General features: G+C 72.7%; 14 protein-coding genes. 8 read left to right on the top strand and 6 right to left on the bottom strand.

The genetic code is table 11. From position 1 onward, the window contains the following. Positions 1-267 precede the first annotated feature (267 nt). Both melC1 and melC2 read left to right on the top strand, forming a co-directional pair. Positions 268-642: an apotyrosinase chaperone MelC1 gene (melC1, locus tag PV343_RS09590; protein WP_319146399.1), complete on the top strand. Its 375-nt coding sequence runs from the start codon at positions 268-270 to the stop codon at positions 640-642. A 34-nt stretch (positions 643-676) separates the two neighbouring features. Next, on the top strand, positions 677-1,498 hold the full coding sequence (gene melC2, locus PV343_RS09585) for a tyrosinase MelC2 (protein WP_319146398.1): 822 nt from the start codon (positions 677-679) through the stop codon (positions 1,496-1,498). Between the two features lie 22 nt (positions 1,499-1,520). Here melC2 and PV343_RS09580 read toward each other — a convergent pair whose 3' ends face one another. Both PV343_RS09580 and PV343_RS09575 read right to left on the bottom strand, forming a co-directional pair. Further along, the gene (locus PV343_RS09580) at positions 1,521-2,213 is read right to left on the bottom strand and encodes a ribonuclease H family protein (protein ID WP_319146397.1); all 693 of its coding nucleotides are present in this window, start codon (positions 2,211-2,213) and stop codon (positions 1,521-1,523) included. Positions 2,214-2,292: 79 nt separating this feature from the next. Next, positions 2,293-3,087, bottom strand: a complete 795-nt coding sequence (locus PV343_RS09575) for a VOC family protein (protein ID WP_319146396.1) — start codon at positions 3,085-3,087, stop codon at positions 2,293-2,295. A 314-nt stretch (positions 3,088-3,401) separates the two neighbouring features. Between PV343_RS09575 and PV343_RS09570 the strand changes: the two genes are divergently transcribed. Genes PV343_RS09570 through PV343_RS09560 form a run of 3 tightly spaced genes read left to right on the top strand, consistent with a single transcriptional unit; the run spans position 3,402 to position 6,855 of the window. After that, a complete protein-coding gene (locus PV343_RS09570; protein ID WP_319146395.1) occupies positions 3,402-4,844 on the top strand; it encodes a family 2B encapsulin nanocompartment shell protein in 1,443 nt (480 codons plus the stop codon). 16 nt (positions 4,845-4,860) lie between these two features. Then, positions 4,861-5,913 (top strand): family 2 encapsulin nanocompartment cargo protein terpene cyclase, encoded by a 1,053-nt coding sequence (locus tag PV343_RS09565; protein ID WP_319146394.1) that lies wholly within the window; start codon positions 4,861-4,863, stop codon positions 5,911-5,913. Between the two features lie 42 nt (positions 5,914-5,955). Next, positions 5,956-6,855 carry a geranyl diphosphate 2-C-methyltransferase gene (locus tag PV343_RS09560; RefSeq protein WP_319146393.1) on the top strand — a complete coding sequence of 300 codons (900 nt, stop codon included), beginning with the start codon at positions 5,956-5,958 and terminating at the stop codon, positions 6,853-6,855. 116 nt (positions 6,856-6,971) lie between these two features. Here the strand turns inward: PV343_RS09560 and PV343_RS09555 are convergent, their stop codons facing one another. Then, entirely contained in the window at positions 6,972-7,454 is a 483-nt protein-coding gene (locus tag PV343_RS09555) for a VOC family protein (protein WP_319146392.1), read from the bottom strand. Between the two features lie 122 nt (positions 7,455-7,576). Between PV343_RS09555 and PV343_RS09550 the strand changes: the two genes are divergently transcribed. Continuing rightward, a complete protein-coding gene (locus PV343_RS09550) occupies positions 7,577-8,782 on the top strand; it encodes an epoxide hydrolase (RefSeq protein ID WP_319146391.1) in 1,206 nt (401 codons plus the stop codon). Positions 8,783-8,854: 72 nt separating this feature from the next. Here the strand turns inward: PV343_RS09550 and PV343_RS09545 are convergent, their stop codons facing one another. After that, positions 8,855-9,250 (bottom strand): helix-turn-helix domain-containing protein, encoded by a 396-nt coding sequence (locus PV343_RS09545; protein WP_319146390.1) that lies wholly within the window; start codon positions 9,248-9,250, stop codon positions 8,855-8,857. A 235-nt stretch (positions 9,251-9,485) separates the two neighbouring features. On the opposite strand from PV343_RS09545, the gene PV343_RS09540 reads away from it, so the two are divergent. Then, positions 9,486-10,373, top strand: a complete 888-nt coding sequence (locus PV343_RS09540; protein WP_319146388.1) for an RNA polymerase sigma factor SigF — start codon at positions 9,486-9,488, stop codon at positions 10,371-10,373. 47 nt (positions 10,374-10,420) lie between these two features. Here PV343_RS09540 and PV343_RS09535 read toward each other — a convergent pair whose 3' ends face one another. Together PV343_RS09535 and PV343_RS09530 are read right to left on the bottom strand one after the other, a co-directional pair. Beyond that, positions 10,421-10,870 (bottom strand): ATP-binding protein, encoded by a 450-nt coding sequence (locus PV343_RS09535; RefSeq protein WP_319146387.1) that lies wholly within the window; start codon positions 10,868-10,870, stop codon positions 10,421-10,423. A gap of 124 nt (positions 10,871-10,994) precedes the next feature. Beyond that, positions 10,995-12,524 (bottom strand): DUF6777 domain-containing protein, encoded by a 1,530-nt coding sequence (locus PV343_RS09530; protein ID WP_319146386.1) that lies wholly within the window; start codon positions 12,522-12,524, stop codon positions 10,995-10,997. Between the two features lie 168 nt (positions 12,525-12,692). On the opposite strand from PV343_RS09530, the gene PV343_RS09525 reads away from it, so the two are divergent. Beyond that, a complete protein-coding gene (locus PV343_RS09525; protein WP_415923472.1) occupies positions 12,693-13,973 on the top strand; it encodes a streptophobe family protein in 1,281 nt (426 codons plus the stop codon). Positions 13,974-14,004 lie beyond the last annotated feature (31 nt).

The following is a 14,004-nucleotide window of genomic DNA, read 5'->3' as shown; positions in this document are numbered from 1 at the left end:
CGCGTCAGCCTTCCGTGGTGATCCGCGCCACTCGGGCGGGCGGTGCGGGAGAAGGATCACCGGAACGGGGCGCGCACCGGCAAGGAATTCCCTGTTCCGCCGCGTACGCCACCCCTGCGCGAGCAAGATCATCTTTGTTCAACCTTGCACGACATGTGGGCAATTGTCCGGATCACAGCCAACCGGTTCCGGGTGATTTCCTCCTGTCCCGGGCGGCCCGGTAGGCATGCGGGGTCACCACTCGAACACCTTTCCTGGAGGACCCGCATGCCCGAACTCACCCGGCGCCGCGCGCTGACCACGGCGGCCGCGCTCGCCGCCACGGCGGGCGCCGCCGGCCTCGTCGCGCCCGCCGCGTCGGCCGCCGGACACCAGCACGGCTCCCCGGAGTCCTTCGACGAGGTCTACAAGGGCCGCCGGATACAGGGCCGCGCTTCGGGCATGGGCGGTCACCACCACGAACACGGCGGCGGCTGGTCCGTGTTCGTGGACGGGGTGGAACTGCACGTGATGCGCAACGCCGACGGCAGCTGGATCAGCGTCGTCAGCCACTACGACCCGGTGCCCACCCCGCGGGCCGCCGCCCGGGCCGCGGTGGACGAGCTGCAGGGCGCCCCGCTGCTGCCCTTCCCCGCCAACTGACCGCCCAGCCAAGGACTTCCGGAGCACCGCGCACATGACCGTACGCAAGAACCAGGCCGCCCTGACCGCCGACGAGAAGCGCCGGTTCGTGAACGCCGTCCTCGAACTCAAGCGCAGCGGACGCTACGACGAGTTCGTCCGCACGCACAACGGCTTCATCATGGCCGACACCGACACCGGCGAGCGGACCGGCCACCGCTCCCCGTCCTTCCTGCCCTGGCACCGCAGGTTCCTGCTCGACTTCGAGCGGGCGCTGCAGGCGGTGGACTCCTCGGTGGCGCTGCCCTACTGGGACTGGAGCACCGACCGCACGGTGCGCGCCGCGCTGTGGGCGCCGGACTTCCTCGGCGGCACCGGGCGCGCCACCGACGGCCGGGTGATGGACGGCCCGTTCGCGGCCTCCTCGGGCAACTGGCCGATGAACATACGCGTCGACGGCCGTACGTTCCTGCGCCGCGCCCTGGGCGTGGGTGTGCGCGAGCTGCCCACGCGCGCGGAGGTGGAGTCGGTGCTGGCCATGTCCACGTACGACGCGGCGCCGTACAACAGCTCCTCCGACGGGTTCCGCAACAACCTGGAGGGCTGGCGCGGGGTCAACCTGCACAATCGGGTCCACGTGTGGGTCGGCGGGCAGATGGGCACCGGGGTCTCCCCCAACGACCCCGTGTTCTGGCTGCACCACGCCTACGTCGACAAGCTGTGGGCCGAGTGGCAGCGCCGGCACCCGGACTCCGGCTACGTGCCGGGCGGCGGGACGCCTGACGTCGTCGACCTGAACGAGACGATGAAGCCGTGGAACGACGTGCGCCCGGCGGACCTGCTGGACCACACGAAGTTCTACACGTTCGACGCCTGACGAGGCGTCGGCCGGCTCCCGGTCAGGCGTCGGCCGTACGGCACTCCGGGTGGCCCCAGCCCTCGGCGTTCTTGGCGATGGACTCGCCGGCGGCGTAGGAGCGGCCGCACAGGCAGCGGCCGGGGAACTTCGCCTTGATGGTGCGCGAGGACGCTCCGCCTCCGGTGCGGCGGGGCGCCTTCTTCCGCGCGGGCGCCGCCTTGGGGGTGTCGGGCGACGCCGGCGGCTCCGGCGAGCCGAGCGCGCTGCCCGCCGCCTCCTGCGCCGAGGCCGCCTGACTGGCCGCGCGGTCGGCGAAGTCGTTCAGCGGATCGCCGTCGACCTGGTGGGCGGGGACGTAGCGGAAGTCGACGGAGCGGCCGTCGAGCAGCGCGTCGATACGGACCACCAGGTCCTGGTTGGCGACCGGCTTGCCCGCGGACGTCTTCCAGCCGTTGCGCTTCCAGCCCGGCAGCCAGGTGGTGACGGCCTTCATGGCGTACTGGGAGTCCATCCGGATCTCCAGCGGCACGTCCGGCTCGACGGCGGTCAGCAGCCGCTCCAGCGCGGTGAGTTCGGCGACGTTGTTCGTGGCCCGGCCGAGCGGGCCCGACTCCCAGCGGGCGGGGGTCCGCTCGTCGTCCGAGACCACCCACGCCCATCCGGCCGGTCCGGGGTTTCCCTTCGAAGCCCCGTCGCACGCGGCCACCACACGTTCACGCATGCGCCCGATCATGCCATGACCGCACCGGTGCCCGGTGCCGCCGGGGGGCGGCCGGCCGACGCCCGCGGCCGCGGCGGGACCGCGGGGCGGCTCAGGCGTCCGCGGTCCTCGGCATCTCCCCCTCGGTGGTGGTGACGTCGATCACCGAGAAGTTCGCCCCCTGCGGGTCGGTCAGTGCCGCGAACCGGCCGAAGGGGCTGGTCATGGGACCGAAGCGGAGCACGGCGCCGAGCTTGACGGCCCGGGCCACGGCCTCGTCGCAGTTCTCGACGGTGAAGTACACGTTGACGTACGACGGCACCTCGGGCGGGAAGTCGTCGGTCATCCGCATCCGGCCGAGGACGGTCTCCTCCCCCACGTCGAACATGCCGAAGTCGACCGCGTCGTCCTCGATCCGCTTCGCCCGGTAGGGGAAGACGGCGGTCAGGAAGGCGTCCGTCCGCTCGGGCTCCCGGGTGAAGACCTCGGCCCAGCAGTAGGCGCCCGGCACCCCCGTGGCCTCGAAGCCCTCGTGCACACCGCCCTGCCAGACGCCGAACACGGCTCCGCTGGGCTCCCGGGCCAGGCACATGGTGCCGAAGTCGCCGACCCGCATGGGCTCCATCAGCACCTCGCCGCCGTTGTCGCGGATCTTCCCCGCCGTCGCGGCGGCGTCCGGCGAGGCGAGGTACAGGCACCACTGCGAATGCCCCTCCTGCCCCGACATCGGCGGCACGACCGCGGCCACCGCCTTGCCGTCCGCGTAGGCCTGCGTGTAGTTGCCGTACTCCGACGTCGACTCGCCGAACGTCCAGCCGAGGACGTCGCCGTAGAACGCCTTGGCGCCCTCGAGGTCACCGAACATCGCGTCGGCCCAGCAGGGCGTTCCTTCAGGTTGCACGGCCATGTCCGGCCCTCCCGGTCGAATGGTGCGTCCCGGTACATCACGCTAACCACCCAGCCGCCCGCCCGCGCGCCGAGGCGTCCGGTGCCGAAACCCCGGGTCACCGGGGGCGCGGAGGTGATCCACCGGCGCGCGATCTTCCCCACCACCGCGGCGCGCTCTCGTTGCCGGGTTTGCACCCCGCAATGATCAAAACCGCCCCTTTCACGCGGTACCGGGAGATCACGCGTCCTGTTTCGCTGGTCGAAGCGCACCAGCACCCCGCGCACCACCGACCGATCCGCATCACCCGTGTTCGCCTCTCCGCAGGAGGGAATGTGTCCACTCCGGACATCGCCACCGGCACCGCAGTCGACGAACCCGCCCCCGGGCCCGCGGCCGACGGGCAGCTCACCAGCCTGAGCACCCAGGCGGCCCGCCAGCTCACCACGACCACCAAGACCGAACCGCAGATGCAGGCCATCACCTCGCGATGGCTGCTGAAGTCACTGCCGTGGGTGGACGTCAAGGGCGGCGCCTACCGGGTCAACCGGCGTCTGCAACTGCGCACCGGCCGCGGCCGCGTCCACTTCGAGCAGAACGGCGCGGACGACATCCGGGTGATCCCGCAGACGCTCACCGAACTGCCGGTCCTGCGCGGCTATCCCGACACCGACGTACTGCGGGAGCTCGCCGGCCGGTTCCGGCCCCGCGAGGTGCGCGCCGGCCAGGTGCTGTTCGAGGCCGGGCAGCCGGTCACCGAGACCTATCTCGTCGTGCACGGCCGGTTCACCCGCTACACCCGCGGCAAGTACGGCGAGGAGGAGGTCGTCGGCGTCGTCACCGACGGCGACCAGATGGGCGACGAGGCGGCCGGCCAGTCCGACCCGCTCTGGCTGACCTCGGTGCGGGCCGAGACCGCCGGAGTGGTGCTGGCACTCCCCTGGGCCGTGGTGCGCGAGGTCACCGAGCGGGCGCCGTCCCTCGCCGCGCATCTCCAGGCCTACGTGGAACGGCAGCGCAGGCCGATGAACCGCAAGGGCGAGGCGGAGGTCCCGGTCCAGGCCGGCCACGTGGGCGAGCCGACGCTGCGGGGCGGCTTCGTCGACTACGAACTCAACCCGCGCGAGTACGAGTTGTCGCTCACCCAGACCGTGCTGCGGGTGCACACCCGGGTCGCCGACCTCTACAACGACCCGATGGACCAGACCGCCCAGCAACTCCGGCTCACCGTCGAGGAGATTCGCGAGCGGCAGGAGTGGGAGCTGGTCAACAACCGGGAGTTCGGGCTCCTGCACAACGTGGACTACGGCCAGCGGATCAGCACCTGGACGGGGCCGCCGACCCCGGACGACATGGACGAACTGCTGTCCATGCGGCGCAAGACGAAGGTCTTCCTCGCCCACCCGAAGGCCATCGCGGCCTTCTTCCGCCAGTGCAACAAGCGCGGCCTGGTGCCCGGCACGGCGAGCGTCGACGGCCACGAGGTGCCCGCCTGGCGGGGGGTGCCCATCTTCCCGTGCAGCAAGATCCCGGTCACCGAGGACCACACCAGCAGCATCATCGCGCTGCGCACCGGCGAGGCCGACCAGGGAGTCGTCGGCCTTTACCAGACCGGCATCCCGGAGGAGTACCAGCCGGGCCTGAACGTCCGCTTCATGGGCATCGACACCGCCGCGATCGTCAACTACCTCGTCACCGCCTACTACTCGCTGGCCATCCTGGTCCCCGACGCGGCGGGAATCCTGGAGAACGTCCAGATCGGCCGGACTGCCGAGTGACGGCCGGGAGCACGCCATGAGCACACCCCCCGCGTCCTACACCCTGCCCGGACCGCCGGACATCGCCGGGAGCATGCGCCGCGAGCGGCGCACCGGGGCGATCCCCGGGCTGCGCCACCGGCCGGCCGCGCCCGCCGACCCGCAGAAGGCCGCCGAGATCGACCGCCGCCTGGAGACCTGGGCCCGGGGTCTCGACCTGTTCCCCGAGGCCTGGAAGGGAGACTTCTCCGGCTTCCAGTTCGGCCGGGCCGTCGCCCTGCAGCACCCGGGCGCGCTCGACCTGGACCGCCTGACGGTCGCCGGCCAGCTGCTGCTCGCCGAGAACGTGGTCGACTCCTGCTACTGCGAGGAGGACGAGGGCCGGGGCGGCGCGCGCCGGGGCCTCGGCGGCCGGCTGATCATGGCCCAGTCGGCGCTCGACCCGTACCACGGCATCCCTGAACTGGAGGAGGAGTGGCGCCAGGGCATGCGGGCCGACGGTCCGCTGCGCTCGTACCACTTCGCCCTCACCGACTATGCCGCGTTCGCCACGCCCAGCCAGACCACCCGGTTCGTGCACGACATCGCCCGGCTCCACCTGGGCTACCTGGCCGAGGCCGCCTGGGCCGAGACCCGGTACGTGCCCCGGGTGTGGGAGTACCTGGTGATGCGGCAGTTCAACAACTTCCGCCCCTGCCTGTCGATCGTCGACGCGGTGGACGGTTACGAACTGCCCGAGCAGCTCTACGCCCGCCCCGAGATCCAGCGGATCACCGCTCTGGCCTGCAACGCGACCACGATCGTCAACGACCTGTACTCCTTCACCAAGGAGCTGGCGAGCGATCCCGACCACCTCAACCTGCCGCAGGTCGTCGCCGCCAACGAGCGGTGCGGCCTCAAGGCCGCCTACCTGCGGTCCGTCGAGATCCACAACCGGATCATGGACGCCTTCGAGGAGGAGTCGGCCCTCCTCTCCGCCGGTTCGCCCCCCGTGGAGCGCTACGCCCAGGGGCTCGCCGCCTGGGTGTCCGGCAACCACGAGTGGCACGCCACCAACACCCACCGCTACCACTTGCCCGACTACTGGTAACCACCCCGCGCCAACGAACGAGAACCACACGAGAACCGTCACATGAGCAACGAGGAGTCACCGTTGACGACCGTCCCCGTCGCCCGGACCGCGCCCGCCCCGGTGCCGGCCCAGTCCACGTACCAGAGCCGTGTCGCGGACTACTGGAACGCCGAGGAGAACCCGGTCAACCTCGACCTCGGGAAGATCGACGACCTGTACCACCACCACTACGGCATCGGCGCCGCCGACCGCTCCGTGCTCGACGAGCCCGACGCCGCCCTGCGCCGGGAGCTGCTCACCACCGAGCTGCACCGCCTGGAGCACGCCCAGGCCGAGCTGCTCGCCCGGCACCTCGGCCCGCTCTCCCCCGCCGACCGGGTCTTCGACGCCGGCTGCGGCCGCGGCGGCGGGAGCGTCGTGGCCCATCTGCGGTACGGCTGCCACGCGGACGGCGTGACCCTCTCCACCAAGCAGGCCGACTTCGCCAACGAGCAGGCGCGGGGGCGGGGCATCGGCGACAAGGTCCGCTACCACCACCGCAACATGCTCGACACCGGCTTCACGTCGGGGGCGTACGCGGCGTCGTGGAACAACGAGTCCACGATGTACGTCGAGCTGGACCTGCTCTTCGCCGAACACGCCCGGCTGCTGCGCCGGGGCGGGCGGTACGTGACCATCACCGGCTGCTACAACGACACCTACGGGCAGGCGTCGCGCGAGGTCTCGCTGATCAACGCGCACTACATCTGCGACATCCACCCGCGCTCGGCGTACTTCCGGGCCATGGCCCGCAACCGGCTGGTGCCGGTGCACGTCGAGGACCTGACGGAGGCGGCGATCCCGTACTGGGAGCTGCGCCGGGAGGCCGACCACCTGGTCACGGGCATCGAGGACACGTTCCTGTCCGCGTACCGCAACGGCAGCTTCCAGTACCTGCTCATCGTGGCCGACCGGGTCTAGCCCGCAGGCACGGCCGAACCAGGACCCCCGGGTCCACCGGCCCGGCCCTGGCGGACGGCTCCCGGCGCGTGAGCGCCGGGGTCCCGCCGGGGCCGGGCGACGGCCGTGGTGGTCCTCTACTCCCCCGCGTACGCCTTGTCGAGCGCGGCGACGTCGAGCTTGCCCATCGCCATCATGGCCTTGGTGGCACGCTCGACCTTCGCCGGGTCGGGGTCGTGGATCATGTCGCCCAGCCGGTCGTAGACGACCTGCCAGGAGACGCCGTACCGGTCCTTGAGCCAGCCGCAGGGGCCTGGCTCGCCGCCGTTCTCGGTGAGCTTGCTCCAGTAGTGGTCGATCTCCTCCTGGTCGGAACACGGGATCTGGAAGGAGACGGCTTCGCTGAACTTGAACTGGGGGCCGCCGTTGAGCGCGATGAACCGCTGGCCGCCCGCGGTGAACTCGACGGTGAGCACGGCACCGGTCTCGCCGTACCCGGACTCGGTGTAGCGGCTGACCCGGCCGAGACTGGCGTTCTTGAAGACGGACACGTAGAACTCGGCGGCCTCCTCGGCCTGGCCGTCGAACCAGAGACACGTGGTGAATGCGTCGGTGGTCATGAGCACCTCCTGGGCTGGGGAACACGGTCATCGGTATCGACTCGGCAACGCGGTCGAACTCATCGGCCGGCCCCCGACCGGCCTCCCGGGCGGCGGGCGCGGTGCCCACTAGCATCCGCGCCATGACGTCTGCGTCCACCGAGACCATCCGGCCGTTCCGCCTCGCGATCCCGCAGAGCGACCTGGACGATCTGCACGACCGCCTCGACCGCACCCGCTGGCCGGCCGAGCTGCCCGGGGCGGGCTGGGAGTACGGGGTCCCCGGCGGCTACCTGCGGAGCCTGGCCCGGTACTGGCGGCACGGCTACGACTGGCGGGCGGCCGAGGCGCGACTCAACGAGTGGCCGCAGTTCACCACCACGATCGACGGGGCGCACGTCCACTTCGCGCATGTGCGTTCGCCCGAGCCGGACGCGGCCCCGCTGGTCCTCACCCACGGCTGGCCCGGCTCGATCGTCGAGTTCCTGGACGTGGTCGGGCCGCTCACCGACCCGGTGGCGCACGGTGGTGAGGCGGCCGACGCCTTCCACGTGGTCGTCCCCGGCATCCCCGGGTTCGGGCTGTCCGGGCCGACGGAGGAGTCCGGCTGGGAGGCGGGCCGGGTCGCCGACGCGTGGGCGGAGCTGATGCGCCGGCTCGGCTACGAGCGGTTCGGGGCGCACGGCGGCGACTGGGGCGCGGCCGTCTCCCGGGAGCTGGGCCGCGCCCACCCCGGCCGGGTGACCGGCGTGCACCTGACCCTGCTGCCCGGCGCCCAGGCGGCGGCCGAGCCGGGCGCCGAGGAGCTGGACCGGCTGGGGCCGCAGGAGCGGGAGAACACGCTCGCTTCGTGGCGGCGGTGGGACGAGTGGTCGCGCGAGGGCACCGGGTACGCGGTGCTGCAGTCGACCAGGCCGCACACCCTGGCGTACGCGCTGACGGACTCCCCCGTCGGTCAGCTCGCGTGGATCGTCGAGAAGTTCCGGGAGTGGAGCGACTGCGCCGAAGTGCCGGAGGAGGCCGTCGACCGGGACCGGCTGCTGACGAACGTCATACTGTACTGGCTGACCGGCACGGCCGGTTCGTCCGCGCGCCTCTACTACGAGCGGGCGCACGCCCGGGGCCGGACCGCCCGGCCCGGCGAACCGTCCACGGTGCCGACGGCCCTGGCCCTGTTCCCGGCCGAGCCCCAGATCCCGTTGCGTCACCGGGCGGAGCGGACGGAGAACATCGTGCGCTGGACCGAGTTCGAGCGGGGCGGTCACTTCGCCGCCCTGGAGGAGCCGGACCTGCTGGTCACCGACGTCCGGACCTTCTTCCGGCAGCTACGGGACAAGGGTGTGGACTGAGGCGTCGACCGAGGCGGGGACACGGCGCGGACGACGCCCGGTTCGAGGACCGGCCGGGCCGGCGGGCGGCCCTCAGGCCGCCAGGCACAGCCCGTCGTACCGCCGGCCCTGGTGGCCGGGCGCCCCGGCCGGCCGGCGTCGCACCCCGGTGTGCCGGGTCAGCTCGCCGTGCGTGCGGGACAGCAGGTCGCCGAGGCCCATGCCGAGCGCGTGGGCCGCGGCGGCGAGCACCTCGGAGGACGCCTCCTTGCGGCCGCGTTCGATCTCGGAGAGGTAGGGGAGCGAGATCCGGGCCTCCTCGGCCACGTCCCGCAGGGTGCGCTCCTGCGCCAGCCGCTCGCGACGCAGCACCTCACCGACCAGATCGCGCCACAACGGCTCCCGGGGCGCGGGCTCCGGCGCCTGCGGACGGGCGGGCCCGGGGCGCAGCGGGATCACCTGGGCTTCGTCGCTCACCTGGTCGGTCATCCCCTCACCCTAGGACCCGGGCACGCCGTCCCACCGGAGAACGACGAATTCCGGCCAGTGCCGGAGGCGGTGAGCATGCGGGGCGTCACCGCGGGTACGCGTGACGTGAACGAAGCAGCGGGGTAGGCATGGCAGCCCGAATTCCGGGTACCCGGGAACAGTCACCTGGGCGTGGAGTCGGAGACAGCAGGGCCGCGGAGGCGGCCGTCGCACCGTGACTTTCGTGGGAGAGGTAATGAAAACTGCCGGGATCCGGTCGAAAGCAGGGTTCGTCGGAGAGTCCGCGCAGGCCGGGACGGGCGAGCGGGCGCTGCCCGGTATCGAGGACCCGGCCTCCGTCGCGCCGCGTGACGCACGTGAGCTGTCCCGCCAGTTCTTCCGCCGCCTGACCGAGCTGGAAGAGGGCACGCTCGAGTACCAGTACGCGCGCAACACCCTCATCGAGATGAACATGTCGCTCGTCCGCTTCGCGGCCGGCCGGTTCCGGGGGCGCGGCGACGACATGGAGGACATCGTCCAGACCGGCATGATCGGCCTGATCAAGGCGATCGACCGGTTCGAGCTGGCGCGCGAGGTCGAGTTCACCTCCTTCGCGCTGCCGTACATCGTGGGCGAGATCAAGCGGTTCTTCCGGGACACCACCTGGGCCGTGCACGTGCCGAGGCGGCTGCAGGAGCTGCGCGTGGAGCTGGCCAAGGCCCGCGAGGAGCTGTCCAGCAGGCTCGACCGGGACCCGACCGTCGCCGAGCTGGCCACGCTCATGAACATCTCCGAGGACGAGGTGGTCGAGGGCCAGCTCGCCTCCAACGGGTACAACTCCTCCTCCCTGGACGCCGCTCTCACCGGGGACGGCCCCGAGGACGGCGAGGCCGTGCTCGCGGACTTCATCGGGGTCGAGGAAGAGGGCCTCAGGCTCGTCGAGGACTTCCACGCGCTGGCCCCGCTCATGGCCGAGCTCAGCGACCGCGACCGGCAGATCATCCACATGCGGTTCGTCGAGGAGGCGACCCAGGCGGAGATCGGCGAGCGGCTCGGCTGCTCCCAGATGCACGTGTCCCGCCTGATCAAGCGCATCATCGCGCGGCTGCGCCAGGGGATGCTGGGCGAGCTCGGCTGCGCCTGACCGTTCCGAACGGACGCCCGGGCGCACCGCGCGCCCGGGCTCCGGGATCAGTTGAGGTCCACCCGCGCGCACACGCGTTTGCCGACGGGGACGCGCTGCACGGTCACCTGGGAGGCGACCGCGTGCACGATCTCCAGGCCATGACGGCCGACGCGCTCGGGGTTCTTGGGGAACCGGCGGGGCAGGGCGACGTTGCTGTCGTACACGGCCACCTCGACGGCGGTGTCGGTCCCCTCGAGCTCCAGGATGTAGGGGCCGTTGCTGTGCTGGTCGGCGTTGGTGACGAGCTCGCTCACGACGAGGAGCAGTTCACCGTCGGTCCGGCTGTCGATGTCCGCGCACCACTCGGTCCTCAGCTGTTCGAGGAACTGGGCGGCGAAACCGCGTGCTTCGGCGATGCATCCGGGTTCGCCGGTGTAATGCGCCGCGCGTCGGAGCGGCTCCACGGGTACGTCGAAACCAGTCGGTATCACTGCCCCGCCCAGGTGTTCGCTCATGCCTGTCTCTCTCGGAATCCCGGTCCGGCCGATCGTGTTCGCACCCATCCTCGTACCCACAGGCGGCCACGGCAGTCCCCCCAGTGTGTTCGCCCACCGCGCACGGGGCTCGCCGGGCCGTTTCTCAGGTCGCGGGGGTACCGGCGGGGGGCTGTCCGGGGGCGCTCCCGGTGTCCGGCTGACCGACCCGCGTGGAGGTTTCCGGGCCTGCCGAGCTCTGCGGCGCGGAGGAGGTCGCGGCCGAGGAGCCGGACGTGGTGCCCTGCGAGGTCGGGGCCGGAGAGGAGGTGGGGGCCTGGGTCGGGGACGACGGTGCCTCGGAGGAGCCGGACCCGGTCTTCGACGGCGACTCGGAGGACGGGGACGGCGACTCGGACGACGGCGACTTCGAGGGGGACTCGGACGACGACGACTTGGAGGACGACCCGGACGGCGACTCGGACGACGATCCGGACGGCGACTTCCCGCTCGAACCGGGCGAGGTCGAGCCGGAGGGCGTCGGCGACGACGGGTTCGGCGACGTGGACGACTTCGAGGGCCCGGTCGTCGTCGCGGCGGGGGTCGGCGGGCAGGGCCCCACGGAGACGCCCGGCGTGCCCGTCGTGCCGGGGCTGGACAGGCAGGAGACGGGCCGGTTCCAGGGGCGGGTGTCCCTCGGCGGCTCGGTGTGCCGGTCGTAGCGGGCGGTGTCGTCGCCGCGGCGGCGGTGGAACCAGTCGTCGTGGTGGGGGTCGTAGATCACGAAGACGTTGACGACTCTGGGCGCCGGGGTCACCACGATGACGTTCGAGGGCCGGTAGGACGCCCAGTGGTCACCCGTCGTCCGGGGCGCGCGCTGGGCGACCGGCGGCGTCAGCGGGTTCCCGCAGACGCAGCGCGAGCGGGGCACGCCGTGCGCGTCGACCAGCACGGCGGTGCCGGCCTGGAGGACGGCCTGGTAGCTGGTGGCGCCGCCGCCCCGGTAGCCGTGGTTGGTCACCCGGGTGTCGGCGCGGAGCGTCACGGGGGTCAGCGAGCGCAGGTAGGCGGGGACGGCGGACGGCTGGACGCCGACCTGGGAGGCGTACGCGCGGTTCTTGGCCGGGTCGGCCTGCAGCGCCTTGACCTGCTTCTCGACGTCGCAGCTCGGACGGTTCCGGGTGCCGCTGTAGAGGCCGGGGGCGCTGCCCTGGACGGCGCGCACCTCGTTGGCCGGCGCGGACGCGGTGCCCGAGGAAGTGGCGGCACCCCGGGAGGTGGAGGTGCCCGGAACGGTGGGCACGCCGGAGGAGGACCTCGGCGGGGTGGTGCCGCCGGTGGCGGTCGAGTCCGTGAAGGGGTCGGGGCCGGTCTGGTTCGCGGCCTGCAGGAAGACCTCGCCGCCCTTGGCCGAGGAGCCGCCTCCGGGGCGGGTGAGCACGACCGCGACGACGGCCGCGGCGACCACGACGGCGGTGACGGCGGCGATCCGGGGGGTGTTCCGCCACCACGGCGGGTGCGGCTCCCCGGGGCCCGAACCGGCTCCTGAGCCGCCTCCGGGCCCCCCTCTGGAACCGGCTCCGGAGCCGCCGCCGGGCGGCGGCGCTGGAGGTCCGGCGGGGGGCTGGGAGGGTCCCGACAAGGGGCCCGAGGGAGGCCCGGTCGGACGGCCGGAGGACGGAGGGTCGACGCTCACGAGGCCTTCTTCCCGTCGCAATGCGCGGCTTATATCAAGAAAAGTCCCGTTTTGTGTGTTTTCGACACTTCGAGCCCATTGTGTGCCCGGGTCCCGGGGGCCCCGCAAGCCGACGCGTACGGGCCTCCCGGCGGGCGGGGTGGCCCAGTCCTGCTTAGCGTGACAAAGGTGAGCGCTCCCCCCGTCCCCGCGCGGCCCGCCGCCCGTCACGGCTGGGTGCGGGCCCTCGTCACGGTGCTGGCCGGGCTGGTCGTGATGCTGGTGACCGCCGCGCTGGGGCTGTGGGCGGCGGGAGCCGCGGACCTGCCGGACGGTGCGTTCGCCCGGGTGGTGACGGCCACCGTGGTGACCGCCGTCGGCGGCACCCTCGAACTCTCCGGCGACGCGGGCGCGCTGGCGCGGACCCGGGCCGGCCTTACGGTGATGCCCCTGTCGGTGACCCTGGCCGGGGCCTTGGTGATCGGCGCGGGATTCCTGCGGCCGCTGCGGCACCGCGCGGTCGCGTCGGCCGGGGAACTGGCGGGCTGGGCGGCCCGGCTCGCGGTGCTGTGGCTGCTCGCGCTGACCGGTCTCGCGTTCGCCGCCCGGCAGACGTTCGCCGTGGACCTGGGCGACGGGACGCTCGACGACCTCACCGGCCTGTTCGACGCGGCCCCCACGGTCGGGTTCACCACGAACGTGCCGCTGACCGTCCTGTTCGGGCTGCTGTGGCTCGCCGGGGTGCTGGTCCTGGCCCTGCTGGTCGCGTCCGGCGCCCCGCTGCCGGGGCGGCTGCTGCGCTGCCACGCGTCGGTGCGGCCGGCCGCGCACGCCATGGTCGTCCTGCTCCTCGCGTACGTCGCCCTGGGCCTGGTCGTCGCGCTGGTGTCGGCGGCGAACCGCGGGCACGGCGGCGACACCTTCGCGGTGATCCTGCTCGGCCTGCCCAACCTGGCCTGGCTCGCCCTCACCCTGGGCCAGGGCGCCACCTGGCACGGCCGGGTGGACGGCCCGTTCGGCCTCCCGGTGCCGCACGTGCTGGACGAGATCCTGCGCACCCCCGGCATCGCCACGCTGAACCTGCGCACGCTCACCGCGTACGACAGCCGGATGTGGTGGCTGCTGGTCACGGACGTGGTGCTGCTCCTGGCGGTCGCCTTCCTGATGGCGATGCGGACCCCCGACCGCCTCCCGGCCTGGCGGCACGCCGTACGGCTGGCCGTCGCGCTGGCCCTCACCGTGCTCATGGTCTGCCTGCTGTGCCGCATGTCGGCGCACTACGGCCTGTCCCTGCTCGGCATCGGCGACCTGGGGGGCGGCCTGTCCGGGGAGGTCTTCCTCAGGCCCCGGCTGTGGCAGGCCGTGGGGCTCGGCGCGCTGTGGGGCCTGGCGGCCGGTTTCCTGGGCGCGCTGCCGGCCCGGCCGCTGCACCGGCGGGGCCGGATCGGGGCATCGGAGCCGGAGCCCTGACCCGGGACCGGGGGCGGGCCGGTGCGGGACC

Source organism: Streptomyces sp. WI03-4A, from assembly GCF_033792105.1.
In the GTDB taxonomy this organism is placed as follows: Bacteria; Actinomycetota; Actinomycetes; order Streptomycetales; family Streptomycetaceae; genus Streptomyces; species Streptomyces collinus_A.
Note: the sequence above shows the minus strand (reverse complement) of the source record. Positions and strands in the feature narration are given on the sequence as shown.